The organism is Gluconacetobacter tumulisoli (genome assembly GCF_014174155.1).
Classification (GTDB): Bacteria; Pseudomonadota; Alphaproteobacteria; order Acetobacterales; family Acetobacteraceae; genus Gluconacetobacter; species Gluconacetobacter tumulisoli.
In genome coordinates this window covers 373,008-398,960 of sequence record NZ_JABEQM010000001.1, presented here as the reverse complement: position 1 = coordinate 398,960, position 25,953 = coordinate 373,008, and the positions used below count along the sequence as shown (strand labels likewise).

The 25,953-nt window shown below is 69.5% G+C and carries 23 protein-coding genes; 10 read left to right on the top strand and 13 right to left on the bottom strand.

What is annotated here, in order from left to right; all coding sequences use genetic code 11:
• Position 1: 1 nt before the first annotated feature.
• From HLH28_RS01830 to HLH28_RS01805, 6 genes are all read right to left on the bottom strand, one after another.
• On the bottom strand, positions 2-697 hold the full coding sequence (locus HLH28_RS01830) for a tetratricopeptide repeat protein (protein WP_182953556.1): 696 nt from the start codon (positions 695-697) through the stop codon (positions 2-4).
• Positions 698-822: 125 nt separating this feature from the next.
• Entirely contained in the window at positions 823-1,212 is a 390-nt protein-coding gene (locus HLH28_RS01825) for a hypothetical protein (RefSeq protein ID WP_182953554.1), read from the bottom strand.
• 81 nt (positions 1,213-1,293) lie between these two features.
• Positions 1,294-2,613: a dihydroorotase gene (locus HLH28_RS01820; RefSeq protein WP_182953552.1), complete on the bottom strand. Its 1,320-nt coding sequence runs from the start codon at positions 2,611-2,613 to the stop codon at positions 1,294-1,296.
• Between the two features lie 67 nt (positions 2,614-2,680).
• Positions 2,681-4,438 (bottom strand): asparagine synthase (glutamine-hydrolyzing), encoded by a 1,758-nt coding sequence (gene asnB / locus HLH28_RS01815; protein WP_182953550.1) that lies wholly within the window; start codon positions 4,436-4,438, stop codon positions 2,681-2,683.
• A 2-nt stretch (positions 4,439-4,440) separates the two neighbouring features.
• Positions 4,441-5,505, bottom strand: coding sequence for a glycosyltransferase (locus tag HLH28_RS01810; protein ID WP_246395579.1), 1,065 nt, complete (start codon positions 5,503-5,505; stop codon positions 4,441-4,443).
• Positions 5,506-5,580: 75 nt separating this feature from the next.
• Positions 5,581-6,474, bottom strand: a complete 894-nt coding sequence (locus HLH28_RS01805) for a glycosyltransferase family 9 protein (RefSeq protein ID WP_182953548.1) — start codon at positions 6,472-6,474, stop codon at positions 5,581-5,583.
• A gap of 88 nt (positions 6,475-6,562) precedes the next feature.
• Here HLH28_RS01805 and ygfZ point away from each other — a divergent pair, with 88 nt between their 5' ends.
• The 3 genes from ygfZ to HLH28_RS01790 all read left to right on the top strand — a co-directional run bounded on the left by ygfZ (position 6,563) and on the right by HLH28_RS01790 (position 8,129).
• Positions 6,563-7,378, top strand: a complete 816-nt coding sequence (gene ygfZ / locus HLH28_RS01800; RefSeq protein WP_182953546.1) for a CAF17-like 4Fe-4S cluster assembly/insertion protein YgfZ — start codon at positions 6,563-6,565, stop codon at positions 7,376-7,378.
• A gap of 98 nt (positions 7,379-7,476) precedes the next feature.
• Positions 7,477-7,893 (top strand): phosphoribosyl-AMP cyclohydrolase, encoded by a 417-nt coding sequence (hisI, locus tag HLH28_RS01795; RefSeq protein WP_182953543.1) that lies wholly within the window; start codon positions 7,477-7,479, stop codon positions 7,891-7,893.
• Between the two features lie 29 nt (positions 7,894-7,922).
• The gene (locus HLH28_RS01790) at positions 7,923-8,129 is read left to right on the top strand and encodes a hypothetical protein (RefSeq protein WP_182953541.1); all 207 of its coding nucleotides are present in this window, start codon (positions 7,923-7,925) and stop codon (positions 8,127-8,129) included.
• On the opposite strand, the gene lpxB is transcribed toward HLH28_RS01790, so the two are convergent.
• From lpxB to rpmI, 6 genes are all read right to left on the bottom strand, one after another.
• Positions 8,130-9,320 carry a lipid-A-disaccharide synthase gene (gene lpxB, locus HLH28_RS01785; protein ID WP_182953539.1) on the bottom strand — a complete coding sequence of 397 codons (1,191 nt, stop codon included), beginning with the start codon at positions 9,318-9,320 and terminating at the stop codon, positions 8,130-8,132. It abuts the gene before it with no gap.
• 46 nt (positions 9,321-9,366) lie between these two features.
• On the bottom strand, positions 9,367-10,404 hold the full coding sequence (gene pstS, locus HLH28_RS01780; RefSeq protein ID WP_182953537.1) for a phosphate ABC transporter substrate-binding protein PstS: 1,038 nt from the start codon (positions 10,402-10,404) through the stop codon (positions 9,367-9,369).
• Between the two features lie 30 nt (positions 10,405-10,434).
• The gene (gene pheT / locus HLH28_RS01775; protein ID WP_182953535.1) at positions 10,435-12,897 is read right to left on the bottom strand and encodes a phenylalanine--tRNA ligase subunit beta; all 2,463 of its coding nucleotides are present in this window, start codon (positions 12,895-12,897) and stop codon (positions 10,435-10,437) included.
• Between the two features lie 3 nt (positions 12,898-12,900).
• Positions 12,901-13,974: a phenylalanine--tRNA ligase subunit alpha gene (pheS, locus tag HLH28_RS01770; RefSeq protein ID WP_182953533.1), complete on the bottom strand. Its 1,074-nt coding sequence runs from the start codon at positions 13,972-13,974 to the stop codon at positions 12,901-12,903.
• A 238-nt stretch (positions 13,975-14,212) separates the two neighbouring features.
• The gene (rplT, locus tag HLH28_RS01765) at positions 14,213-14,575 is read right to left on the bottom strand and encodes a 50S ribosomal protein L20 (RefSeq protein ID WP_182953530.1); all 363 of its coding nucleotides are present in this window, start codon (positions 14,573-14,575) and stop codon (positions 14,213-14,215) included.
• Between the two features lie 14 nt (positions 14,576-14,589).
• Complete coding sequence (gene rpmI / locus HLH28_RS01760; protein ID WP_012554749.1) at positions 14,590-14,793, bottom strand: 50S ribosomal protein L35; 204 nt, start codon at positions 14,791-14,793, stop codon at positions 14,590-14,592.
• Between the two features lie 207 nt (positions 14,794-15,000).
• Between rpmI and HLH28_RS01755 the strand changes: the two genes are divergently transcribed.
• From HLH28_RS01755 to HLH28_RS01725, 7 genes are all read left to right on the top strand, one after another.
• Positions 15,001-15,318, top strand: coding sequence for a hypothetical protein (locus HLH28_RS01755; RefSeq protein WP_182953528.1), 318 nt, complete (start codon positions 15,001-15,003; stop codon positions 15,316-15,318).
• Positions 15,319-15,422: 104 nt separating this feature from the next.
• The gene (locus HLH28_RS01750; RefSeq protein ID WP_182953526.1) at positions 15,423-16,904 is read left to right on the top strand and encodes a mannitol dehydrogenase family protein; all 1,482 of its coding nucleotides are present in this window, start codon (positions 15,423-15,425) and stop codon (positions 16,902-16,904) included.
• A gap of 248 nt (positions 16,905-17,152) precedes the next feature.
• Positions 17,153-19,540 (top strand): glucose/quinate/shikimate family membrane-bound PQQ-dependent dehydrogenase, encoded by a 2,388-nt coding sequence (locus HLH28_RS01745; RefSeq protein WP_182953524.1) that lies wholly within the window; start codon positions 17,153-17,155, stop codon positions 19,538-19,540.
• Between the two features lie 312 nt (positions 19,541-19,852).
• On the top strand, positions 19,853-21,181 hold the full coding sequence (locus HLH28_RS01740; RefSeq protein WP_182953521.1) for a c-type cytochrome: 1,329 nt from the start codon (positions 19,853-19,855) through the stop codon (positions 21,179-21,181).
• A 33-nt stretch (positions 21,182-21,214) separates the two neighbouring features.
• Entirely contained in the window at positions 21,215-21,688 is a 474-nt protein-coding gene (locus HLH28_RS01735) for a (2Fe-2S)-binding protein (protein ID WP_182953519.1), read from the top strand.
• A complete protein-coding gene (locus HLH28_RS01730; RefSeq protein ID WP_182953517.1) occupies positions 21,681-23,993 on the top strand; it encodes a xanthine dehydrogenase family protein molybdopterin-binding subunit in 2,313 nt (770 codons plus the stop codon). Before HLH28_RS01735 ends, HLH28_RS01730 begins: the two co-directional genes overlap by 8 nt.
• Before the next feature lie 63 nt (positions 23,994-24,056).
• Positions 24,057-25,439 carry an MFS transporter gene (locus HLH28_RS01725; RefSeq protein WP_182953878.1) on the top strand — a complete coding sequence of 461 codons (1,383 nt, stop codon included), beginning with the start codon at positions 24,057-24,059 and terminating at the stop codon, positions 25,437-25,439.
• Positions 25,440-25,504: 65 nt separating this feature from the next.
• On the opposite strand, the gene HLH28_RS01720 is transcribed toward HLH28_RS01725, so the two are convergent.
• A complete protein-coding gene (locus tag HLH28_RS01720; RefSeq protein ID WP_182953515.1) occupies positions 25,505-25,945 on the bottom strand; it encodes a SufE family protein in 441 nt (146 codons plus the stop codon).
• Between the last annotated feature and the right edge of the window lie 8 nt (positions 25,946-25,953).

Sequence of the window (25,953 nt, the reverse complement as noted above, 5' to 3'; positions counted from 1 at the left end):
CTTACAGGCCGGCGCCATTCAATGTCTGCAGCAGGCCGCCGGCACGGCTGCGCAGCCCCTCGGGCGCATCGGCCGCGGCACTCAGCTGCGCGAAGCGACGCCGCGCGTCCGCGTCATGTCCCTGGCGCAGGTCCAGCAGGCCCTCGCACTCGATCGCCAGGGCGCGCCACGGCTTGCCCACGCCATCCAGCGTCGCGAGGCGGGAGCGCAGGGTGGCGGGATCGCCGCCGTCGATCTGGTGCTGGACCCACAGCAGGCCGGCCAGCCCGCGCAACACCGGATCGGCGCCGTCATCGGCCTGCACCTGGTCCCACAGGCCCAGTGCCGCCTTGATGTCGCCGCTGGACGACAGCAGCGACGCCTGTTCCAGCCGCGCCATCGTCCGCAGCCCCACCGGGACCGAACCCTTGTCCAACGCCGCAAGGCGCGTCAGCGCGTCCTTCTGCTGCGGGGTCAGGGGGGCCGTCTCGCCCAGGGCGATATTGCTGCTGTCGGCGGCATGCAAGGCCGCGAAATAGGCCGCCGCCCATGCCCGGTCGGCCTGCCGCGTCCGCCACGCGTGGTATTGCCAGCCACCGACGCCCGCGCAGATCACGGCCACCACGGCCACGGCCGCCACCACATATCGCCGCGCCAGCGCACGCAGTCGCTCCGCGCGCATATCCTCGTCGACTTCCCTGAAGATGTCGTCAGCCACGTCCAAACCGTTCCCCGCATACGTCGCGCACGGGCCGCCGCCCGTTCGTCCAAGGCGGGACCATAGCTGCGTCGGCGCACGCGGGCAACAAACCCGCGTGACCGCGGCGGGCCACATGGCCGGACTTATTTATGGCTGTAGCGCGCGGCCCCTGCCTTCAATTGCGTCGTCAGGCGGGAAAAATTGCCGGCGATGCGCTGCTGTACCGCCACACTGCCGTCATGGACATGCCCGATGCGGGTCCGGGCCTCGACGCTGATCGCGCTTTCCTCGCGGCTGGCAGCGGCGGCGACGCAGTTGTTATAGGTGCGGGCCGCCTTTTCGTATTCCGTCACGCTGTCGATGCTGGCGTTATAGCGCGCAACGGTCGACGAATCGACCGGGGGCGCCACGGGTTCCCGCCCGCAGGCCGGGGCGGACCATGCCGCCTCCGCTGCCCGGGCTGCGCCCACCGCGCCAGCCACGCACAAGGACACCGCACAGGCGACAAGCAGGCCCGATACACATGTACGCAAGAGACGTCTTCCTTCCTGATCCCGCGTCACGGGCGGGATGATATGACCAACCTTGCCGCATACAGGCCGAACATGACGGAATCAGGGCGCGAAGCGGGCCAGCCGTCCCGACGGCGTGCCCAGGATCGTATCCTCGCGCATCACCGCATGGCCCCGCACGATCGTCGCCATCGGCCAGCCCGTCACCGCCATGCCGTCGAACGGCGTCCAGCCCGCCGGCGTCGCGATCCAGTCATTGGTGATCCGACGCTGCGCCTTCATGTCCACCAGCGTGAAATCGGCATCGTACCCCAGCGCGATCCGCCCCTTGGCCTGCAGGCCATAGACCCGGGCCGGGCCCGCCGCCATCAGGTCCACCATCCGGCCCAGCGACAGCCGGCCGGCATTGACATGGTCCAGCATGACCGGGACCAGCGTCTGCACGCCCGTCAGGCCCGCGGGGGTGGCGGGCCACGGCCGGGCCTTGGCCTCCAGCGAGTGGGGCGCGTGATCGGATCCGATCGTGTCCACGGTGCCGTTGCGCACGGCTTCCCAGCTCGCCTCGTAATGGCGGCGGTCGCGGATCGGGGGGTTCATGATCGCAAGCGCACCCAGCGCGTCGTAACAGTCCGGGGCCACCTGCGTCAGGTGGTTGACCAGTACCTCGACCGTCGCGACGTCGCGGCACTCGGGCAGGTAGGCCAGTTCCTCGGCTGTCGAGGTATGCAGGATATGGACCGGCCGCCCGGTCCGCCGCGCCAGAGCCACGATCCGCCGTGTCCCCAGGAAGGCGCATTCCTCGTCCCGCCAGACGCGATGCATGTCATAGGGCATGCCAGGCGTGAACATCGCCTTGCGCGCCTGCAGGCGATATTCGTCCTCGGAATGGAAGGCGACACGGCGATGACCGTGCTCCAGGACGTGGCGAATGCCCTCGTCGTCCTCGATCATCAGGTCGCCGGTCGACGAACCGGCGAAGACCTTGATCGCGCAGACGCCGTCAAACCGCTCGTATTCGCCCAGATGCGGCGTGTTCGCCCGCGTGGCGCCCACGTACATCGCAAAATCGACCCAGCTTTCGCGCGATGCGTATTCCTGCTTCCAGCGCACCATCTCCGCATCGGTGATGGCGGGCGCGGTGTTGGGCATGTCGAACACCGTCGTCACCCCGCCCAGCGCGGCGGCCCGGGTGCCGGTCGGAATGCTTTCGACCGTGGCATCGCCGGGATCGCGCAGGTGCACATGCGGATCGATCAGGCCCGGCAGGACATGCAGCCCCGCCGCATCCACGATCTCGTCCGCGTCGTCGGCGACGCCGGCGGTCAGGCTGGCGACGCGGCCGTCACGGACGCCGATGTCGGTCCGGGCCTCGCCCCATGGCAGGACGCAGGTACCATTGCGGATGATCAGGTCGAAATGCATGGGGACCTCCTGAATGCGGCGGGCTGTCTGTCATGCCCCGTAGCGCCCGCAAGCCCCACGGGCAAGCTCAGGCGGCGAGTACCGCGAACACATCGCCGTCGGCCGGCACGCCACGGATATGGATCTGGTGCCACAGCGCGTAGAACAGCAATGTCCAGGCCGCATGCTGCGCCCGCCTGCCCTCGGCCTGCGCGAACAGGGCACGCACGCGCGGGGCGCGCGCGATCTCGGCCACGCCGGCCTGGCGGGCGACCAGCACCCCCAGGCGGTCGCCCGCCGCCGCGATCCAGGTCCCGACCGGCACGGTGAATCCCTGCTTGGGCGCGAAGGGACGCGCGGCGGGCATCGCCTGTTCCAGCCAGCGCCGCAGCAGCCATTTGCCCGTCCGCCCACGGATCTTCATCGCATCGGGCAGGCGATAGACCGCATCGGCCACCACCGGATCCAGCAGCGGCGTCCGCCCTTCCACGCCATGGGCCATCAGGCAGCGATCCAGCTTCAGCAGCAGGTCGTTGGGCAGCCATTCTGCGATGTCGGTCGCCTGCACGCCGGCCAGGCGGGTCGGCGACGCCATGGATTTCAGTTCGGCCGCGGCGATTCCGTCGCGCCAGCCCGACATGTCGGCATCCAGCACGTCCAGACCGTCGAACGTGCCGCGCCGGCGCATCCGGCGCCCGCCCCGCCACCAGGGCTGGATCGCCTGGCGATACCGTCCGTAGCCGGCGAACAATTCGTCCCCGCCCTCGCCCGACAGGATGACCTTGACCTCCTGCCGGGCGGCCCGCGCCAGGAACCAGGTCGGAATGATCGCGTAATCCGCCACCGGGTCGTCCATGCAGCCCACGATGGCCGGAAGGTCGCGCCAGACCATCTCCGGCCCGATCCGCAGCACCCGATGGTCCGCGCCGACCGATGCCGCCAGCACCGCCGCGGCCGCCGTCTCGTCCGCGGCGCCCGGCGCGTCGAAGGCGGCGGTCCAGGCCTGGACGGGCGGCCCGCCCAGCCGCACCATGGCCGCCAGCACGGCCGCGCTGTCGATGCCGCCGGACAGGAACATCCCGAACGGCACGTCCGATCGTTCATGCGCGGAAACACTGTCGGCCAGCGCGGCGTCCAGCCGCGCCAGCGCCGCGTCCTCGTCCAGGGTCTCCACCGGGCCTTCGGGCAGGGCCGACAGGCGCTGGCGGTCCAGGATACGGCCATCCTCGATCCGCAATGTCTCGCCCGGCAGGACGCGGGAAATCCCGGGGAAAATGGTCTCCCGCCCCGTGGTGAAATGCAGTTGCAGCAATTCGTTGCGGGCATCCGCACGCAGGCCGCGCGGCACCAGCCCCGTGGCCAGGATCGCTGATGGTTCCGATGCGAACAGGAAGCGCCCGTCGATTTCGGCGACATAAAGCGGCTTGATGCCGAACGGGTCGCGCGAGAGTACGAGGTCGTGATTCCCCTGCTCGTGAATCGCGATGGCGTACATGCCGCGCAATCCGGCGGCGTAGCCCGCGCCGTCACGCAGCCACAGATGCAAGGCCGATTCGCTGTCGCTGCCGGTGCGGAAATGTGCCGGCCCCAGCGCCGCGCGGATCTGGGGATCGTTATAGATCTCGCCATTGGCGACCATGGCCGCCGACCCCAGGCAGATCGGCTGGTCCCCACCCGCCGGATCGATGATCGCCAGCCGCGTATGCAGCAGGCTGGCCCGGCCGGAGACATAAATCCCGCTGCCATCCGGCCCCCGGTGCCGCAATGCCCCGACCATTCGCTCCAGCACCGCCCGGTCGGGGGGCGTCGCGGCCCGGCCACACAGAATTCCGGCAATCCCGCACATGATCAGGCCTTTTCCACGCGCGACAGGAAATCATGCCATGCCGCCAGCACCGGGGCCTCGGCATAATCCGTGTCGAACGTCCGCCGTCCCCCCGCCCCGAGGCGGGCCGCCATCGCCGGATCGCCCAGCACCGCGCCGATCGCCGCCCCCAGCGCGCGATCGTCCTCGATGGGCACCAGGATACCGTTCTCCCCGCTTTCGATCAGTTCGACCGGCCCCTGGGCGGCGGCGGCGACCACTGGCCGGCCGGCGGAAAATGCCTCGATCATCACATTGCCCAGCGGTTCGTGCCGCGACGGACAGACCAGCACGTCGCAGGACGCGACGATACCCGCCGTGCCGTCGACCCAGCCGGGCATATGCACGCGGTCAGCCACCTGATCGGCCCGCGCCAGACGCTCCAGCGCCTCGCGTTCCGGTCCCTCGCCGGCGATGACCAGATGCGCCCCCGGCACGTGGCGCATCGCGCGGATCAGCACGTCGAAGGCCTTGTTGCGGTGCAGCCGCCCCAGCGCCAGCACGAACGGCACGCCGGGCGGCAGCACGGTCGGCCGACGGGGCACGGCATGACGGATATCCACCGCGAAATTCGGCAGGTAGTGCGCCCGCCCCGCCGGCCAGCCCTGTTCATCCAGCCAGCGGACGATTCCCCGCGTATTGCCGATCAGATGATCGCAGCGCCGATAGTTCGACAGGTCGTAGAACCCACCCAGCCGACCCGCCAGCACCCAGTCCCCGGCCGGGGCCATCCGGCCCGCGCGATTCATCCACGCCACGGCGACGCGGGGCGCGAAATGCTTCAGCAGGCGGCGCAGGCGCAGGCCCGTCAGCAGGTCCGCCCGTCCGCCGAAGGCCAGTTGTTGCGCCAGGACCCCGCCGGCGCGCAGGCGGGCCGCCCGTTCGGCATTATGTCGGATGACCGGCTGGACGGTCACGCCGGCACGGGCCTGGGCGATGCACAGGCGTTCGAAAAACAGTTCCGCCCCCCCCATGGGGGCGCCGGCCATGATGTGCGCCACCTTCAGCGGTGCCTCGGCGACCGAATGGTCGAGCCTGTCAGTCAGCATGCACCCCGCCACGTCGAACCGCGTCTCGCCAGACCGTTGCCATTATCGCAACCTCTTGTCGTTCATGCCGCTCTATCATGTCCGCCGCAACAGGTCGCGCGCGGCAGCCAGCGCGTCCTCCACCGTCAGCCCCGCGATCGGCGCCCGTCCCTCGGCCCCTGGCGCGATGACATGCGCCACGCACCGCCCCACCGGGGCATATTCCGACACCCTGCTGGGACCGAACAGGCCCAGGGTCGGCGTCCCGGCCGCCGCCGCAAGATGCATCAGGCCCGAATCATTGCCCACGAACAGCGTGCAGCGCGCCAGCAGCGCCGCGACCTCCGCCAGGGAAAGGCTTCCCCCCGAATCCACCGCATCGGGCAGGGCCGCGATGACCTGCGCCGCCATCGCCCGTTCCAGCGGGCCAGGCCCGTAGACGACCACCGGACGCAGCCCCGTTTCGGCGGACAGCACCCGGCACAGGGCCACGAACCGTTCGGCGGGCCAGACCTTGCCCGCCCAGTTCGCGGTCGGTGCCAGCGCGATCCAGCCGTCGCCGGGCAGCGTGGCCTCGGCCCGCGCCCGGTCCTCGGCCCCGGTCCAGGCCACCGGCATCGGCGGCGGCGTCAGGCCCAGCACGCGGCCCAGATGCGCGATCCGCGCGCCCGGGCGCCGGCCGCCCCGCATGACCGCACGCCGGCGGCCCCAGAGGAAGAACGTGACCGCCGACCCGCGCAGGTCCACGCACAGATCCCACCGCGTCGTCACGCAGGACCGCCACAGCGCCAGCCAGTGCAGGTCCCACCGGCGCTTGGTCATCACGATGGTCCGGTCGCGCCGGGGCATGCGGTCGAACAGTCCGGCGGCCACCGGGCCGCAGACGATCGTGAAGCGTGCCTGCGGATACAGGCGCAGGAGGTGATCCAGCAGGCCGGTCGACAGGACGGCGTCACCCAGCCGGGTCGAAGAAATGAACAGGATCCGCATCGGCCCGAAGCTAGCCGTGTTTTCGGACGGCACCAAATCCGCGTGTCCACCCCTTGCCCGCCGCCGCGCACCGACCCAGAATCCGGGAATGACGAACCTCGCTTATCTGCCAGACCGCGCGGTGCTGGCCCTTTCCGGCGCCGACCGGGTCGCGTTCCTTCAGGGACTGGTGTCGAACGACGTGGCCGCCGCCGTCCCCGGCCAGGCGATATGGACCGCCTTCCTGACCGCGCAGGGCCGTTGGCTGGCCGATTTCTTCGTCCTGGCCGATCCGGGCGGCGAACGGCTGCTGCTGGATTGCGAGGCCGCACAGGCCGACATGCTGCGCCAGCGCCTGTCGCGCTATCGCCTGCGTTCGGACATCACGATCGCCGAGACCGGATTTGCCGTCCATGCCGCCTGGGACGCCATTCCGCCGATGATCGATTCCTCGATCGGCGCCCCCGACCCCCGCCTGCCCGAGGCCGGCTGGCGCCTGCTGCTGCCGCACCCGGCAGCGGATTCGGCGGATCACGCGGCCTACGACGCCCATCGGCTGTCCCTGGGCCTGCCCGACGGATCGCGCGACTGCGAATCGGGAAAGACCCTGCTTCTGGAGGCGAATTTCGAGGCCCTGAACGGCATTTCCTGGACCAAGGGATGCTACATGGGTCAGGAACTGACGGCGCGGACGCGCTATCGCGGGCTGGTCAAGCGCAAGCTGCTGCCCGTCACGTCGGTCGCCCTGCCTGCGCCGGGGACCCCCATCCTGCATGACGGCCGCGAGGCCGGCATCATGGCCTCGTCGCGCGACGGGCGGGGGCTGGCGATGCTGCGGCTGGACCAGATCCATGCGAACCTGATGATCGACGGCCATCCCCTCCACGTCCAGATCCCGTCCTGGCTGACCCTCCCTGAACCCTGAGGCGCCCGATCGGGAGGCGGCGACGGCTGGACATTCAGGGTCCCATGGTTTCTTGTCCCGTCCATCCGCTACCGCCTTATCCAGGAGCGCCGGCCGCCATGACCTATCTTCCGCCCGACGAGGCCACCCGCGCCCGCATGATCGACACCGTTCGCTTCGACGCGGCCGGGCTGATCGCGGCGGTGGCGCAGCAGCACGACACGGGCGAAATCCTGATGCTGGCCTGGATGAACCGGGCGGCCCTGGACGAAACATTGCGTACCGGGCGCGTCTGCTACTTCTCGCGCAGCCGCGACGGCCTGTGGCGCAAGGGCGAGACGTCGGGGCAGGTGCAGAGCCTGGTCGACGCCCGCCTGGACTGCGACCGCGACGCGGTGGTGCTGCTGGTCGACCAGCAGGGCGTCGCCTGCCACACCGGACGCCGCTCGTGCTTCTTCAACGCCATGCGCCCCGAGGGCCTGGTCGAGACCAGCGCCCCCCTGGTGTCCGCCGACAGCCTGTACGGGCGGAGCTGACCCGTCATCCGCGACCACCAGGAGCCATCATGTCCCGCCCCGACACTCCGCCCGCCGCCAAGATCGTCTGGATCGTCCTGACCGTGATCATCACGATCGGGATCGGCATCTATGTCATCAAGGCCGAATTCGACTCGATCCGCACGATCCAGCAGACTCCGCCCCCGGCGGAGGCACCCGCGACGATATCCCCCATGCCGGCCACACCCCCGGCCCCGTCGGCCCCCACGCACTGATCAGCGGCGGGCGGGACCGTCTCGCGCGTCCAGCATGGCCAGGATATCCGCCGCCGCGACATCGGCCGGGTCGCCCGCCGGGGCGGCCAGCGCCGCGACCACGGCGTGGAAGCCCGCCTGCTGCAGGGCGGCGGCGCGCCCGTCCGTCAGCAGGCGACGCACCGTCGCGGCCAGCAGGTCCGGGCGGCAGCGTTCCTGCAGCAGTTCGGGCACCAGCCGGTGGCCGGCCAGCAGATTGACCATCGCCACATAGGGCACGCGGATCAGGCGCCGTGCCATCGCCGCCGTCAGCGGATTGACCCGGTAGGTCACCGCCATGGGCACCCCGGCCAGCGCCAGTTCCAGGGTCGACGTCCCCGATTTCGTCAGCGCCGCCCCGGCCGCCGCGAAGGCATCGTGCTTGTCGTCCGGTTCGGTCACGATCACCGGCTGGACCGGCCAGTCGGCGACCCCGCGCCGCACGGTGTCGGCCACGACCGGGGATACCGGGACGACAGGCACGATCCCGGGGCAGGAGTCGCGCAGAAGGCGCAAGGTCGCGCCGAAGACCGGCAGCAGGCGCGGCGCCTCGGACCGGCGGCTGCCGGGCATCAGGATCAGGACGGGCGCGTCGGATGCGATGCCATGCCGCGCGCGAAAGGCCGCGCCATCTCCGCGGTCGGCGCCGGATTGCAGCACGGGGTGGCCGACGAAACGTGCCTCCAGCCCATGACGGCCGAAAAATTCGGGCTCGAACGGCAGCAGGCACAGCAGCCGGTCCCACAGGCCGGGAAACTCCCTCACCCGGTGCTCGCGCCACGCCCAGACCTGCGGGGCCACGTAATGAATGCGCGGAATGTCCAGGCCCGCGATACGGCGCAGCAGCCGCAGGGCAAAGCCCGGGCTGTCGACCGTGACGACGGCGTCCGGCATGGTGCGGCGGATATGCTCCACCGCCTGGTCCAGGCGGCGCGACAGATGGCGCAGGCGCGGCAGGACTTCCACCAGCCCCATGACCGCCAGGTCGCGCAGGGGAAACAGGCTGGCCAGCCCCTCGCCTTCCATGCGCGTGCCGCCGACGCCGGCGAAACGCAGGGCCGGGTCACGGGCGCGCAACGCCGCCATCAGGCGCGCGCCCAGCACGTCGCCGCTGGCCTCGCCCGCCAGGATCCAGATCGTGCGCGGCGCGGCGCGGCTGTCATCTTGGGTCATGGGATGGGCCTAACGTTCTTCGACCGCCGGCGCAAACCCGCCCCGGTCATGCCGGGGGCGTGACACCCTGGATGACGGACCAGCCATGCCGGATATCGGCCTTCACCGCATCCGGCAGCGGCACGTACTGCAAGGCCCGCGCGGCCGCGTCGCCATTGCGGAAGGCCCAGTCGAAGAACCGCAGCACCGCGCCCGCCCGCGCCGGATCTGCAGGGTCGACGGGTACGAGGACGTAGGTCGCGGACATGATCGGCCAGGCCCCCGCCCCCGGCGCATCCAGCAGGTCCACCGTAAAGGTCGCCGTGTCGGACCAGTCCGCCGATCGCGCGGCGGCCGCGAAGCCATCGGCGCCGGCCGCGGCAAAATCGCCGTTGCGGTCGCGCAGCAGCACCATGCTCATCCCGTTCCGCGCGGCGAAGGCATATTCGACATAGCCGATCGCCCCTTCGGTATTGCGCACGGCGGCGGCGACGCCGTCATTGCCGCGTGCGCCCTCGCCCGTCGGCCAGGCGATCGAGGTCGCCGCCCCCTGGTCCCGCTTCCAGGCCGGCGACATTCGCGACAGGTAGGACGTGAACACGAAGGTCGTGCCCGACCCGTCGGCCCGGCGCACCGGCGCCACCGGGATGTCCGGCAGCGCAACACCCGGATTGACGGCGGCGATGCGCGGATCGTTCCATTCGGTGATGTCGCCGGCATACAGCGCCGCCAGCAACGGTCCCGTCAGACGCAACCGACCGGCGCCGAGCCCGGGCAAATTCACCACCGGCACGACCGCGCCCATCACCGTCGGAAACTGCATCAGGCGGCCGGCACGCAGGCGCGCGTCGGTCATCGGCGCATCCGACGCCCCGAAATCGACCGTGCGGGCCAGTACCTGGTTCTGCCCGGCGCCGGACCCGATGGATTGATAATTCAGGGCGATCCCGGTCGCCTGCCGCGCGTCCCTGGCCCATGCGCCATAGATCGGCGCGCCGAAGCTGGATCCCGCGCCGATGATGTCCGTCGCCATCGCGCGCCCGGCGCCGGCCATTTCGCACATCACGGCCACGCAGACCGCCGCCAGCCTGATCGTCCCGGTCATCCCCGCTCCCCTTTTGCCCCACCCGGCCGATCAGCCGCGCAGCACCGCGCCGCAGGCGCGCGACACCGCGACCACGACCTTGTCGGACACCGCCTCGATCTCGGCATCCGTCAGGCTGCGCTCGGCGGGTTGCAGGACGATTTCGACGCCCAGGGATTTATGGCCCTCCGGCACCTTGTCGCCCTCATACACATCGAACAGGCTGATGCCGGAAATCAGGGTTCGTTCCGCCCCCCTGGCCGCGCGCAGGACCGCGTCCGCCGCCACGTCGCGGGTCACGACGAAGGCGAAATCACGACGCACCGGCTGGAACGGTGACAGGTCGGGCGCCGCCCGGCGACGGCGCTTCGGCTCGGCGATCGCATCCAGGAACAGTTCGAATCCGACGACCGGCCGATCCAGGCCGCGCCCGGCCAACAGCGCCGGATGCATCTGCCCGAAATACCCCAGCACGACGCGCGGCCCCTGCCGGATTACGCCCGAGCGGCCCGGATGATAATGGCCCGGCGCGTCCGCCGTGACCTGCACGCCCTCGACCGGCGCGCCCAGCGCCGCCAGGACGGCAAAGGCATCGGCCTTGGCATCCCACAGGCTGACGGCCTGCGCCGTGCGTCCGGGAAAGCGCGGGGTGTGGCCGCTGTACAGCGCGGTCGCGATCTGCGTCTGCCCGTCGGCGGAAAAGCCCGGCCCGACCTCGAACAGGCCCAGGTCGGGATAGCCGCGCGCCGCGTTGCGCTCGATCGCCGACAGCAGGTTGACCATCGGCGTCGGCCGCATCTGGTCCAGGTCCGCCGCGATCGGGTTCAGCAGGCGCAGCCCCTCCGGCACGTCGCCGAACCGGGCGGCGGCGGCCTGCGCCACGAAGGAATAGCCCACCGTCTCCATCAGGCCGCGAGATGCCAGGACCCGCCGCGCGGCGGCCGCGCGCACCTGGCGCGGGGTCAGGGCGGGCAGCGGCACGGCGGACAGCGCGGGCAGCGAGACCGGCGGGATGGAATCCAGCCCGCGCAGGCGCAGGATTTCCTCGATCAGGTCGCATTCCGCGTCGACGGTCCGCGCGCCGTCTTCCGCCTGGCGCGCCCGCGCCGGATCCAGCCCGGGCGCCTGGTCCAGGACCATGGGCATGGCAATGTCGTTGCGCCAGGACGGCACGTCGACCAGCACCTCGTCCGCATCGCGCCGGCGCACGGCGAAGCCCAGGCCCTCCAGCGCCGCAACGGCCTCGTCGGCCGGAACGTCAACGCCGCCCAGCCCCGCGATGCGCGCGAAGCGCAGCCGGGCCTCGCGCTGCCAGGCCGGGGCCGCGCCGGCGGACACGACCTCGCTGGCCTCGCCGCCGCACAGTTCGATGATCATGCGGCTCGCGGCCTCCAGCGCCGCCACCGGCAGGGCCTGGTCCACGCCGCGCTCGAACCGATGTCGGGCGTCGGAATGCAGGCCCAGGCGACGGCCGCTGAGGGCAATCCGCACCGGGTCGAACAGCGCGCATTCCACGAACACGCTGGTCGTCTCGGCGGTGACGCCGGTCGCATCCCCGCCCATGATACCCGCCAGGGACTGCACCCCGGCCGTGTCGGCGATCACGCAATCTTCGGGCGAGACCACGATCTCGCGCCCGTCCAGCGCCTGGAACGCCTCGCCCGCGCCACGGCAGATTGTCAGCAGGTCGCCGGTCACGCGGTCCGCGTCGAAGACATGCAACGGCCGGCCGAGGTCATAGGCGAAGAAATTGGTGATATCGACCAGGGCGGAAATCGGCCGCAGCCCCACCGCCCGCAGGCGGTTCTGCAGCCAGTCCGGGCTGGGGCCGTTGCGCAGGCCGCGAATCGTCCGCCCCAGCACCCACGGGCAGGCTTCGGGAAACAGGTTGGCCCAGCCGATCGGCGAATCGAACGTGCCCTCGACCGTTTCCGCCAGCCAGGGCCGCAGATGGCCGATCCCGGCGGCCGCCAGGTCGCGGGCGATGCCACGCACCGCCAGCGCGTCGCCCCGGTTCGGCGTGACGGCGATTTCGATCACCGCGTCGTTCAATCCGGCGAAATCGGCATAGGACTGACCGGGAATGGTATCGGCGGGCAGTTCGGCGATGCCGTCATGTTCCTCGCCCAGGCCCAGTTCCCGCAGCGAGCACAGCATGCCGCCACTGGTCTCGCCCCGGATCGCGCCGGCCTTGATGGTGATGTCCAGGCCCGGAACCCAGGTCCCCGGCGGGGCGAAGATCACGGCCAGGCCGGTGCGGGCGTTCGGTGCGCCGCAGACCACCTGCACCGCCTCGAACCCGGGCCCGGCGTCGACGCGGCAGACGCGCAGGCGATCGGCGTTGGGATGCTGGACTGCCTCGACGATGCGGGCCGTGCGGAAGGCCGCCAGCGCTGCGCCGGGTTCCTCGACGCCCTCGACCTCCAGCCCGATCGTGTTCAGCGTCTTGCAGATCTCCTCGAGCGGCGCCGTGGTGTCGAGGTGATCGTGCAGCCAGGACAGGGTGAACTTCATCGCTCAGAGACCTTCATGCAGCAGGGCCGGGGACAGCGGGCTGGTGCCGTAATGGCGCAGCCAGCGCACGTCGCTCTCGTAGAACGAGCGCAGGTCCGGGATGCCGTGGCGCAGCATCGTCAGGCGTTCGATCCCCATCCCGAAGGCGAATCCCTGCCATTCGCGCGGGTCCAGGCCGCAATTCGCCAGCACGCGCGGATGCACCATGCCGGAACCCAGGACCTCCAGCCAGTCGCCGCCGCCGCCGATCTCGCCGCTCTTGCGCGACCAGCCGATATCGACCTCCATCGACGGTTCGGTGAAGGGGAAGTACGAGGCGCGGAAACGCACCGGCAGGTCGGGCTTGCCGAAGAAGGCGCGCAGGAAATCGGTCAGGCAGCCCTTGAGATGGGCCAGCGTGATTCCCCGGTCGATCACCAGCCCCTCGCACTGATGGAACATCGGCGAATGGGTGGCGTCATGGTCGGCGCGATAGGTGCGGCCCGGCGCGATGATGCGGATCGGCGGCGTCTCGGCCAGCATGGTGCGGATCTGCACGCCCGAGGTCTGGGTACGTAGCACGCGCGCGCGGTTCCCCCCGCTGCCCTCGGCCGGCAGGTAGAACGTGTCCTGGTCGGTGCGGGCCGGATGATGGTCCGGCGTGTTCAGCGCCGAGAAATTGTGCCAGTCGGTCTCGATGTCCGGCCCCTCGGCCACGCGGAAGCCCATGGCGCCGAAGATGGCGGTCATTTCCTCCATCGTGCGGCTGATCGGATGGATCATGCCCGTGCGGTCCGGCGGCGTCGGCAGGGTGACGTCGACGCGTTCCGCCACCAGGCGGGCGTTCAGGATCTCGGCCTCGATCGCGGCACCGCGCTCTTCGATCGCGCGGGACAATTCGTCGCGCAGGCGGTTCACCGCGGCACCCCGCAGCTTGCGCGCGTCGGGCGTCATCCGCCCCAGTTCCTTCAGCAGCGCGGTCAGGCGTCCGGACTTGCCCAGCGTCCCCACGCGGATGGCGTCCCATTCCCGCCGATCGGCGGCGGCGGCCAGGGCGGCCAGCGTCTCCTGCCGCAGGGTCTCGAGATCGTCGCTCATGGCACCTCGCTCGGGCTTGGGCACCGGCCAGGACCGGTCATGCCACATAATCGGTTCGTCGCAGATCGTCCGTCGCGCGGCGTGACGACAAGCATATCAACCACAAAACAACCATATGTTGTTTTTGCGCACGCGGCAGATACAGGCTCCGTCGCGCCGAATAAACCCCCCAAATGCGAAACGGGCCACCCTTGTGGGGTGGCCCGTGCCGTAAAGCGCAGATCGCGGGGAACGTCGCTCAGGCGGCGGCCAGCGCGGCCTGGGCCTGCTTGACGATCTCGGCGAAGGTCGCGGCATCGTCGAACGCGATGGCGGCCAGCACCTTGCGGTCGATCTCGATCCCGGCCTTGTCGAGGCCGTAGATGAACTTGCTGTAGGTCAGGCCATGCTCGCGGACGGCCGCGTTGATGCGCTGGATCCACAGGGCGCGGAAATCGCGCTTCTTGTTCCGACGGTCACGATAGGCATAGCGCAGGGCCTTTTCCAGGCGCTCCAGCGCGATGCGGTAGTTGGTCGAGGACCGGCCGCGATAGCCCTTGGACTGATCGAGAACCTTCTTGTGACGGGCGTGGGTGGTCACACCCCGCTTTACACGTGCCATGTCTCAGGTGCTCCTTATGCCAGCCCGTAGGGGGCCCACTGCTTCACAGTGCGGCCGTCCATCTCGGTCAACGTCTGCGAACCGCGGTTCGTGCGCTTCATCTTCTGCGAACGGTTGATCAGGCCATGGCGCTTGTTGCCCGGCCCCGCCAGCACCTTGCCGGTCGCGGTGATCTTGAACCGCTTCTTGACCGACGACTTGGTCTTCATCTTGGGCATTTTCATCTCCTTCATCTACAGGCTGCGGCCGCAGGGCGGCACTCAGGCAGCGGTCACGGCCGGGCATGCCCATTCCAGGCCCGGACGCGCGAACAGGGGGCTGCCTATAAACAAGGGGCGCGGCCCGATCAAGCCCCTTGGCGCGCGAATCGCACCCGGCCGTGCCGCAGGGTGGAAAATCGCGCCAAACCGCCCGATCTATACCCCATGACCCGACAACTCGACGCCCGCACCTTCCATCTCTCGCTCGACGGCGACGCGCCGCCGCCGGCGCTGCCGCCGCATCTGCGCGCCCTGTGGCACGATGCGCGAGGGGACTGGCACGGCGCGCACGATCTGGTGGAGGACGGCGCGACCCGGCCGGCCTGCCGGGTGCATGCCTACCTGCATCGGCGCGAGGGCGATGACGCGAACGCGGCCTACTGGTACCGCCGCGCCGGCGTGGCCCCCTGCCGCGACCCGCTGGAACGCGAACGCGACGATCTGATCCGCACGTACCTGGCGGACCTTCCGCCAGTTATGTGACCGACGCCGGTGCCGCGGGCAGCACGGTTGCGTAAAAACGTCTCGAACCCTTCGGGCGGAACGCGATAGAGCGTACGGATCTTCTCCTGCCAGGACAGTCCGTCATGCCGGCTCTCGATACCACGACCCTCGGCCAGCTTCCCGCCGCGATCATCGTTCCGACCTATGACAGGACGGCGATCCGTCCCGGCATCGCGCATATGAGCGTCGGCAATTTCCACCGCGCGCACCAGGCCGTCTATTTCGACCGCGTCCTGGCCATCGCAGGCAACACGGACTGGGGCATCCTGGGCATCGGCATCATGGACGATGCGCGCGAACGCGCGAAGGCCAGCGCCCTGCGCGCCCAGGACGGGTTGTATACCCTGACGGAATGCCCGGCCGACGCGCCGGACACCGTCCGCGTCATCGGGTCGATCGTGGAGTACCTCCACGCCCCGGACGACCGCGCGGCAACGATCCGCCGCCTGGCCGACCCGGCGATCCGCATCGTCAGCATGACGGTCACCGAGGGCGGCTATTATGTAGACGAGGCCGGGCGGTTCCAGCTGGACCACCCCGCGATCGCCGAGGATCTGGTCCGCGACGTGCCCCACACCGTCTTCGGCCTGCTGACCGAGGCCCTGCGCCAGCGGCGCGACGCCGGCGTCGGCCCCTTCACCATCCTGTCCTGCGACAACCTGCCCCATAACGGCCATGTCGCGCGCACCGCCTTCCTGACCTGGGCCCATGCCCGCGACGCGGCACTGGCCGACTGGATCGCCACCCACGTCACCTTTCCCTGCACGATGGTGGACCGCATCACGCCCGCGGTCCGCGACGCCGACATCGCACGCCTGGATGCCGCCAGCGGCGTCGACGACCGTGCCCCTGTATTCTGCGAGGATTTCATCCAGTGGGTGGTCGAGGATTCGTTCTGCGCCGGACGCCCGCCGCTTGAGGCCGCGGGCGTCCTGTTCACCAGCGACGTGGCGCCGTACGAGCAGGTCAAGCTGCGCATGCTCAACGCCTCGCATTCCATGCTCGGCCTGCCGGGCGTGCTGATGGGCTACCGCATCGTCAGCGACATCATGCGTGATCGGGACGTCATCGAACTGCTCGAACGCTATCTCGGCTTCGATGCCGAACCGCTGCTGGGGGCGCCTCCGGGCATGGAACTTCATGAATATGGCGCCCTGCTGCTGCGCCGCTTCCGCAACCAGGCGATCAGCGACCAGTTGCTGCGCATCGCCTCGGACAGCGCGTCGAAACTACCGGTCTTCGTCAAGGACACCGCCACCGGCACGCTGGCACGCGGCGGAGATCCGGTCCGGATCGCCTTCCTGCTGGCCTGCTTCGTCGAATATCTGCGCGGAACCGACGATAACGGGGCCGTCTATACGGTAACGGAACCCCATCTGACGCCGGACGACCTGGCGCTGGCCGGCGATCCCGACCCCGGCCGGGCGCTGGCTATGTCCGCGTTCGCCGGATGGGGGCTGGAGGAACATCCCGCCTTCATCGCGCAATTCGTCCGCCTTCGCCGCGCCATCCGCGCCGACGGCACCCGTCCGACCTTGCACGGGGTCGTCGCACAACCCGGCTGAGCCCATCCGGACCGCGAGTTCACGAAATAGTGAACTTATTGTCATCCACCGGAAACCTTGCGCGCCGCCGAGGATCCGTTCCGCAACCCGACCGTCCTGTGCGGGAGGAATGAAAACCCCACCGCCTTCCGCGCCAGACCACGCAGACAGGGAACGGACGCTGTCGCCACACGTTAACTTGACCCGTCAACGGGTTATCGGCTTGTCACGCGGTTCTGATCGGTTTCTCTCAGTTGGTTGGGTTTTCAATGAACAGTTCACAACGATTGCGGCCGCTCGTCGCGATCACCGCGGCGGTCTGCGCCCTGATCGGGCTTTACCTGCTGGCCGGCGGCGCCTGGCTGGCCGCGCTGGGCGGGTCCGCCTATTACGTCGTGGCCGGCCTCATGCTGCTGGCGACGGGCGGGTTGTTACTGCGGCGCCGGCAGGAAGCCCTGTGGGTCTATGCCGCCCTGCTGATCGGCACCATGATCTGGGCCGTGGCCGAGGCCGGGTTCGATTTCTGGGCGCTGGCCCCGCGCGGCGACGTGCTGGTCCCGCTGGGGATCTGGCTGCTGCTGCCGCCAGTCACCCGTGGACTCGGCCCGGCCAGCCGCGCGGCGCTGCTGCCGCTGGCAGCGAGCGTCGGCGCGGCGGTTGTCGTGGTCGGCGTGGCCCTGACGCAGGACCCGCAGGACATCGCAGGCAGCCTGCCGCCGGTCGCGCAGAACGCCCCGACGCCCGGCGACGCGGCCCAGATGCCCGACGACGACTGGCAGGCCTACGGCCGCACCCAGTTCGGCGACCGGTTCAGCCCGCTCAAGCAGATCACGCCGGACAATGTGCGTGACCTGAAGGTCGCCTGGGTGTTCCGCACCGGCGACCTGAAGGGGCCGCACGACCCGGGCGAAATCACCGACGAGGTCACGCCGATCAAGATTCGCGACACCGTCTATCTGTGCTCGCCACACCAGATCCTGTTCGCGCTGGATGCCGCCACAGGCAAGCAGAAATGGAAATTCGATCCCAAGATCGCCTACAATCCGACCTTCCAGCACATGACCTGCCGCGGCGTCTCGTACCACGAGACCGCCGCCACCGCCGAGACGATCGACGGCGCGCAGGCCCCCTCCGACTGCCCCCGCCGCATCTTCCTGCCCACCAATGACGGGCGCCTGTTCGCCCTGGACGCCGAAACCGGCGAGCGCTGCCACAATTTCGGCGATGACGGCGCGGTGGACCTGAAGGAGGGCGAGGTCGTCAAGACCGCCGGCTTCTTCGAGGCGACATCCCCCCCGGTCGTCACCGACAAGATGGTCATCATCTCGGGCGCGGTGATGGACAATTATTCGACGCATGAGCCCTCGGGCGTCACGCGCGGCTTCGACGTCTATACCGGCCGCCTGGTCTGGGTGTTCGACGCGGGCAATCCCGACCCCAACGAAATGCCGTCCGACACGCACCATTTCGTCGGCAACTCGCCGAACTCCTGGATCGTGTCGTCCTACGATCCCAAGCTGAACCTGATTTTCATCCCGATGGGCGTGCAGACACCCGATATCTGGGGCGGCAACCGCGACGCGGATTCCGAACGCTATGCCAGCGCGATCCTTGCGCTGAACGCGGACACGGGGAAGCTGGCCTGGTCGTACCAGACCGTGCATCACGACCTGTGGGACATGGACATCCCGGCCCAGCCCAGCCTGGTGGACATCCGTACCGCCAGCGGTGGCATCGTGCCGACGCTGTACGCTCCCGCCAAGACCGGCAACATCTTCGTCCTGGACCGCCGGACCGGAACCCCGGTCGTGCCCGCACCGGAAACCCCCGTGCCGCAGGGCGCGGCGCCGGGCGACCATACTTCCCCCACCCAGCCGTTCTCGGAACTGACATTCCGGCCGAAGGCGAACCTGACGGACGCCGACATGTGGGGCGGCACGATGTTCGACCAGCTGATGTGCCGCATCATGTTCCACCGGCTGCGCTATGACGGGCCGTTCACCCCGCCGTCGCTGCAGGGCACGCTGGTCTTCCCGGGCAATCTGGGCATGTTCGAATGGGGTGGCCTGGCCGTCGATCCGGTGCGGCAGGTGGCCATCGCCAACCCGATCGCGATCCCGTTCGTGTCGCACCTGATCCCGCGTGGGCCGAATAATCCGGCCAACCCCGACGCCTCGCAGCCCTCGGGCTCCGAAATCGGCGTGCAGCCGCAATTCGGCGTACCCTTCGGCGTGACGCTCAGTCCCTTCCTGTCGCCGCTGGGCCTGCCCTGCAAGAAGCCGGGCTGGGGATTCATGGCCGGGATCGACCTGAAGACCAACAAGATCACCTGGATGCACCGCAACGGTACGATCCGCGACAGCGCACCGCTGCCGCTGCCCTTCAAGCTCGGCATTCCGAGCCTGGGCGGACCGCTGACCACGGCGGGCGGCGTCGCGTTCCTGACCTCGACGGCGGATTATTACATCCGCGCCTACGACGTCACCACCGGCCGGCAGCTCTGGCAGGATCGCCTGCCCGCCGGCGGCCAGTCGACGCCGATGACCTACGCCGTGAACGGGCGCCAGTTCATCGTCACGGCCGACGGCGGCCACGGTTCGTTCGGCACCAGGCTGGGCGATTACGTCGTCGCCTACGCCCTGCCCGACGGGCACTGACCCCTCGTCCACCCCCCCGGACCCGTCCCGGGGGCACCTAGCCCGGCACCGTCGGGCCGGGTCAAAACTATCAGGAACGTGAACACGATAAGGGCCGGGCTTCCGGCCCTTTTTCGTTCCAGCCGGTTGCGCGCGTCGGGGGATGGCTGCAATAATATGGCACGGGGTGTCGAATCACACGACCCAGGAGCCAGCGCCCCGTCGCATGAAAGACCCCGCGCGTGCATCCCTTTCCGGGATCCGGAGATGATGTGGCAGCCGCGGACAAAAGAGGGATGACGCCATGAATTTCCCATTCCGCGGGGCCCCCTCGTGATCGGACGCATCGTCGCCGCCGTGGCCGGCATCGGGGTTGCCGGTGGACTGGGCTTCCTGGCCTATGCCTGGCATCCGGCCATCGCCCCGATCGCGCCGCCCGCATCCACCGCCTTTTCGGCCGCCAGCATCGAACATGGCCGCATCCTCGCCGCCGGGGGCTATTGCGCGGAATGCCATACCCGCCGCGACGGGCACGAAGGCGTGCCGCTGGCCGGCGACTACCTGATGGCGACGCCGTTCGGCGCGATCTATTCCAGCAATATTACCCCCGATCCCGAAACCGGCATCGGGCGCTGGTCCCAGGCCGCCTTTATCCGCGCCATGCGCCAGGGCGTGTCGCGCGACGGGTCGAACCTGTTCCCCGCCTTTCCGTTCGATCACTTCACCCATATGACCGACGGCGACATCGCCGATGTCTATGCGTTCCTGATGACCCGCCCGCCAGTCCATTCGATCAAGCGCGAGAACACGGTGCCGTTCCCGCTGAATGTCCGCCTGTTGCAGGCCGGATGGAAACTTCTGTTCCTGCATCCGGGCGCCTACCGTCCGGACCCCGCGCATGACGCGCAATGGAATCGCGGTGCCTATCTGGCCGAGGGGCTGAGCCATTGCGGCGCCTGCCATACCCCGCGCAACGCCATGGGGGCGGAAAAGGCGGGCGCGGCCTATGACGGTGCGCCGGTCGACAACTGGATCGCCCCGCCGCTGAACGGCACGAACCCCACCCCCGTCGCGTGGACCGAGAACGAGTTCTTCCAGTACCTGCGCTATGGCGTCGCACCCCTGCACGGCAGCGCGGCCGGGCCGATGTCGCCGGTCATCCATGGCGGGCTGAGCGAACTGCCGGAATCCGACGTCAGGGCGATTGCGGTCTATCTGGCCAGCCTGGACCAGGCCACCGCCCGGCAGGGCGGCGACACGGCGCATCTTGCCGCAGCGATGCGGACCTCGACCCGTGACCTGACCGGGCCGCAGACCGACCCCGACGCCCGGCTTTATGCCGGGGCCTGCGCCGCATGCCACGCCAACACCGGCGCGACACCGGTGCCGGGCCGCCCCGAACTGGCGCTGAACAACGCGTTGTGGCTGTCGGAACCGACCAACCTGTACCAGGTCGTACTGCGCGGGATCAACGCGGGCGAAGGCCAGGCCGGCATAGCGATGCCGAGCTTCTACCACGCCCTGACCGATGCCGACCTGGCGCGCCTGGCCGCCTATCTGCGCCGCACGCGCACGACGCTGCCCCCCTGGACCGATCTGGAGAAGAAGGCCGCCGCCGTCCGGGCGACGCTGCCCGCCCCCCCGGTCGCCGCGTCCCATTGAGATGGCCATCGCGATGAAAGACGGAGCCCAGTCATGACGAGTTTTCGCCTCAACGGCCATGATATCTCTGTCGACGTTCCCGACGACACGCCCCTGCTGTGGGTCATCCGGGACGAGGTCGGGCTGACCGGCACCAAGTTCGGCTGCGGCATCGGGATGTGCGGCGCCTGCACCGTCCATGTCGGCGGCCGGGCCACGCGGTCGTGCATCACGCCGGTATCGGCCATCCAGGGGGCCGACATCACCACCATCGAGGGGCTGGACCCGGCCGGCGCGCATCCCGTGCAGGAAGCCTGGAAGGACCTTCAGGTTCCGCAGTGCGGATACTGCCAGTCGGGGCAGATCATGCAGGCCGCAAGCCTGCTGAAGGATTATCCGACACCGACGGACGAGGATATCGACGCGGTGATGGCCGGCAGCCTGTGCCGGTGCATGACCTATATCCGCATCCGCGACGCCATCAGGAAGGCCGCTTCGGCCACGCGGGGGGAACCGTCCAATGGGTAAGCTGGGCCGGATGCCGGCATCGCCGGATCGCCTGTCGCGACGCGGCTTCCTGATGACGGCGGTGGGCGCGGGCGTCATGTTCGGCTTCCCCGCCGCCCGCGCAGCCGAACAATTCCCGGCCCCCGGCCTGCCGGGCGCGGGCGCGTTCGAACCGACGATCTGGTGCGCCATCGCCCCGGACGGCGCCGTTTCCGTCAATATCATCCGCGCCGAGATGGGACAGCATATCGGCACCGCCCTGGCCCGCATCATCGCCGACGAGATGGACGCGGACTGGGCCCGCGTGAAGATCAACTATGTCGACAGCGACCCGAAATGGGGCCTGATGGTCACGGGCGGAAGCTGGTCGGTCTGGATGACGTGGGACGTCTTCCGCCAGGCCGGCGCCGCCGCCCGCGTCGCCCTGACCGAGGCCGGGGCCCAACTGCTGGGCGTGCGGCCCGACCAGTGCACGACCCGCGACGGGGCCGTCGTCGCCGGCGCGAAAAGCATCAGCTTCGGCGACATCGTGTCGCGCGGCCGCCCCACCCGAAGCTTCACCCCCGATGAAATGGCGAAGCTGCCGCTGAAGCCGGCGGCGGAGCGGCGGCTGGTCGGCAACGGGGACCTCAAGGCGCTGGACATTCCCGCCAAGACCGACGGAACGGCGATCTACGGCATCGACGCCAAGGTCGAGGGCATGGTCTACGCCCGTCCGAAGATGCCGCCGACGCGCTATGGCGCGAAGATCCGCTCGGTCGATGACAGCGCCGCCCGGACGGTGAAGGGCTATCTGCGCCATATCGAGATCGACGATCCGTCGGGAACGGTCCAGGGCTGGGTCGTCGCCGTCGCCACGTCCTATACCGCCGCGATCCGCGCGGCCGACCTGCTGAAAATCGACTGGACGCCCGGCGAGACGGCAAACGTCACGGAACAGGACGTGCTGGATCATGGCCGCGCCCAGATCGACCGCAAGGACGGCGGCGCATACGTATTCAACGATGATGGCGTCGACGCGGCCTTCGCCGCCGCCGCATCGATGATCGAGCGCGAATATACCTGTGCCTCGGTCATGCATTATCAGCTCGAACCCACCAATGCGCTGGCCTTCGAGAAGGACGGCATCTTCGAGATCCATGCCGGCAACCAGTGGCAGACGCTGATCCTGCCGACGCTCGCCAAGGCGCTGGGCCGACCGGAAAGCAAGATCGTCCTGCGCAGCTACCTGCTGGGCGGCGGCTTCGGCCGTCGCCTGAACGGGGATTACATGGTTCCCGCAGCCCTGGCCTCCAAGGCGCTGGGGGGCAAGCCGGTGAAGCTGATCCTGACCCGGTCGGACGACATGCAGTTCGATTCCTTCCGTTCGCCGTCGGTGCAGCGGGTGCGCGTGGCGTTCGACACGGCACGGACCATCACGGCCATGGACTACCAGGCCGCCGCCGGCTGGCCGACGCAGGTCATGGCGGCGGCCTTCATGTCCAAGGGCGTGGACGGCAAGCCGTACGATCAGTTCGCCATCGCGGGCGGCGACCATTGGTATGATGTCGGCGCCTTCCGTGTCCGCGCGCTGTCCAACGACCTGGCCAACCGGACCTTCCGGCCGGGCTGGCTGCGATCGGTCAGCCCGGGCTGGACCAGCTGGGGCGTCGAATCCGTCTGGGACGAGATCGCGCATCTGCACGGCAGGGACGCCGTCCAGTTCCGCCTGGACCATCTGACCGGCAAGGGCCGGAATGCCGGCGAGGCCCCGGATTCCGTCGGCGGCGCGCGGCGTCAGGCCGCCGTGGTCCGCCGCGTCGCCGAAAAGGCCGGCTGGGGCCAGCCCCTGCCGAAGGATACCGGGCTGGGCATCGCCACCACGTTCGGCCAGGAACGCGGCATGCCGACCTGGATCGCCTGCTGCGCGCTGGTGCATGTCGATCGCGCGACGGGCATCGTGCGTTGCCGGAAGCTGACGATCGTGGTCGATGCGGGGACCATCGTCGATCCCGACGGCGCCCGCGCCCAGACGGAGGGCGCGGCCCTGTGGGGCCTGAGCATGGCGCTGTTCGAGGGGTCGGAAATCGTCAACGGCCTGCCCCGCGACCGGAACCTGGACACCTACACGCCGCTGCGCATCGCCGACGTGCCCGAGATGGACATCGAATTCGTCGCCAGCACCGAAAAGCCGACCGGCCTGGGCGAACCGGGCACGACGCCGATCGCACCGGCCATCGGCAATGCGATCTTCAATGCCGTAGGGGTACGGATGCGCCATCTGCCGGTGCGGCCGTCGGACGTCCTGAAGGCCCTGGCCCGGCACAAGGAGACGGAATCGACATGACGGGCGGGATGGGGCACACAGGCCCCCTGCCCTGACGCCCCAACCGCCGCAAAGCCCGTGTCGATGTCCCTGCTGCCCTACATCGTGGCCGCCACGTTCTTCATGGAATATCTCGATTCCACGATCATCGCGACGGCGCTGCCGGCCATGGCGCGATCGTTCCATGTCGGCCCGAACGAACTCAGCCTGGGCATGACCGCCTACATGCTGACGCTGGCGGTCTTCATCCCCGTCAGCGGCTGGGCCGCCGACCGGTTCGGATCGCGGACGGTGTTCGCCTGCGCCGTCACGATCTTCACGATCGCGTCCGTGCTGTGCGGCTTCTCGACCAGCGTCGGCACGTTCATCGCCGCACGGGTGCTGCAAGGCGCGGGCGGCGCGATGATGGTGCCGGTCGGGCGCTTCATCGTCGTCCGCAATACCGAGACCAGCCGCATGATCCAGGCGATCTCGACCATCACCTGGCCGGCGGTCGTGGCCCCCGTCGTCGGGCCGACGGTCGGCGGCATGATCGTGACCTTCGCCACCTGGCACTGGATCTTCTTCATCAACGTGCCGCTGGGCCTGGCCGTGCTGGCGGCGATCTTCGCCGTGGTGCCGGACCAGCACGGACCCCAGCGCCCCATGGATTGGGGCGGATTCATCCTGGGCGGCGCGTCGCTGACCGCGATCCTGCTGGGCACCGAACTGGCCAGCAACACCCAAGCCAGCCTGGCGCTGGCCGGCCTGCTGTTCGCGGCCGGGCTGGTGCTGGGGGCGGCGACCCTGCGGCATGCGGCCGGGCAGGATCATCCCCTGCTGGATTTCCGCCTGCTGCGACACGAAACGTTCTCGATCACCGTGCTGGCCGGGATGCTCAGCCGATTCAGCATCGACGCCATTCCCTACCTGATGCCCCTTCTGTTCCAGGTCGGCTTCGGCCTGACGGCATTCCACGCGGGCACGCTGCTGCTGGCCTTCGCCTTCGGCAATCTCGGCATGAAGATGTTCACGACCCGCATCCTCGCGACATGGGGATTCCGCGCCACGGCCAGCCTGAACGCGGCGCTGGGCGTGGTGTTCATCCTGCTGGCCGCGACGATGGTACCGTCGACGCCGCTGGCGATCCTGCTGCTGATCCTGCTGGGCTGCGGGGTGACGCGGTCGATGCAGTACACGCTGCTGGCGACGCTGGGCTATGCCGACATCAACGACAGCGAAAAAGGCGCGGCCAGCACGCTGCTCAGCGTCAACCAGCAGATGTGCATCGGCCTGGGAATCGCGTTCGGCGCGCTGGCGCTGCGCGTCGTCGCGACGCTGCGGGGCGAACATCCCGCCACCGACGCCTTCGTCGCGGCCGATTTCCATTGGGCCTTCCTGGTGGTCGCCATCCCGCTCGCCCTGTCGATCCCGCGCTATCTGCGCATGGACCGCGCGGCGGGGAACGCCCTGCGCACGGCGTCCTGAGCAGACGATGGCTACGACATGACGGGCGGGCTTTGTCCGAACCCACCAGCGCCCTTGAGAAGCCCTCAGGCGGAGGCGGATGCCGCCTGCCGGATCGCGCGGGCCATGGCCTCGACCCCGTTGCCCCGGTTGGTCGACAGCGCCTGCACCAGCCCCAGGTCACGCAGGAAACCCGGATCGGTCGCCAGGATCTCGGCGGCGCCGCGCCCCGAATAGACCCGCAGCAGCAGCGCCACCAGGCCCGAGACGATCGCCGCGTCCGACGCCCCGGCGAAGAACAGGAGGCCGTCCCGTTCCCGCACCTCCAGCCAGACCTGACTCTGGCAGCCGGGGACGCGATGGGCGTCATCCATCCAGTCCTTCGGAAAAGGCGGCAGCTTGCGGCCCAGTTCGATGATGTACTGGTAGCGCTGCATCCAGTCGTCGAACAGTTCCAGCTCCTCGCCAATGGCGGCGACGGCCTCGGACGCGGTGTCGTCCTCGGGCCTGACGAACGGATCGGTCATCGTATGTC

Coding starts and splice junctions, on each gene's coding strand:
- HLH28_RS01820 (WP_182953552.1), bottom strand. CDS start 2,613: ATGCATTTCGACCTGATCATCCGCAATGGTACCTGCGTCCTGCCATGG.
- asnB (WP_182953550.1), bottom strand. CDS start 4,438: ATGTGCGGGATTGCCGGAATTCTGTGTGGCCGGGCCGCGACGCCCCCC.
- HLH28_RS01810 (WP_246395579.1), bottom strand. CDS start 5,505: ATGCTGACTGACAGGCTCGACCATTCGGTCGCCGAGGCACCGCTGAAG.
- HLH28_RS01805 (WP_182953548.1), bottom strand. CDS start 6,474: ATGCGGATCCTGTTCATTTCTTCGACCCGGCTGGGTGACGCCGTCCTG.
- ygfZ (WP_182953546.1), top strand. CDS start 6,563: ATGACGAACCTCGCTTATCTGCCAGACCGCGCGGTGCTGGCCCTTTCC.
- hisI (WP_182953543.1), top strand. CDS start 7,477: ATGACCTATCTTCCGCCCGACGAGGCCACCCGCGCCCGCATGATCGAC.
- HLH28_RS01790 (WP_182953541.1), top strand. CDS start 7,923: ATGTCCCGCCCCGACACTCCGCCCGCCGCCAAGATCGTCTGGATCGTC.
- lpxB (WP_182953539.1), bottom strand. CDS start 9,320: ATGACCCAAGATGACAGCCGCGCCGCGCCGCGCACGATCTGGATCCTG.
- pstS (WP_182953537.1), bottom strand. CDS start 10,404: ATGACCGGGACGATCAGGCTGGCGGCGGTCTGCGTGGCCGTGATGTGC.
- pheT (WP_182953535.1), bottom strand. CDS start 12,897: ATGAAGTTCACCCTGTCCTGGCTGCACGATCACCTCGACACCACGGCG.
- pheS (WP_182953533.1), bottom strand. CDS start 13,974: ATGAGCGACGATCTCGAGACCCTGCGGCAGGAGACGCTGGCCGCCCTG.
- rplT (WP_182953530.1), bottom strand. CDS start 14,575: ATGGCACGTGTAAAGCGGGGTGTGACCACCCACGCCCGTCACAAGAAG.
- rpmI (WP_012554749.1), bottom strand. CDS start 14,793: ATGCCCAAGATGAAGACCAAGTCGTCGGTCAAGAAGCGGTTCAAGATC.
- HLH28_RS01755 (WP_182953528.1), top strand. CDS start 15,001: ATGACCCGACAACTCGACGCCCGCACCTTCCATCTCTCGCTCGACGGC.
- HLH28_RS01750 (WP_182953526.1), top strand. CDS start 15,423: ATGCCGGCTCTCGATACCACGACCCTCGGCCAGCTTCCCGCCGCGATC.
- HLH28_RS01745 (WP_182953524.1), top strand. CDS start 17,153: ATGAACAGTTCACAACGATTGCGGCCGCTCGTCGCGATCACCGCGGCG.
- HLH28_RS01735 (WP_182953519.1), top strand. CDS start 21,215: ATGACGAGTTTTCGCCTCAACGGCCATGATATCTCTGTCGACGTTCCC.
- HLH28_RS01730 (WP_182953517.1), top strand. CDS start 21,681: ATGGGTAAGCTGGGCCGGATGCCGGCATCGCCGGATCGCCTGTCGCGA.
- HLH28_RS01725 (WP_182953878.1), top strand. CDS start 24,057: ATGTCCCTGCTGCCCTACATCGTGGCCGCCACGTTCTTCATGGAATAT.
- HLH28_RS01720 (WP_182953515.1), bottom strand. CDS start 25,945: ATGACCGATCCGTTCGTCAGGCCCGAGGACGACACCGCGTCCGAGGCC.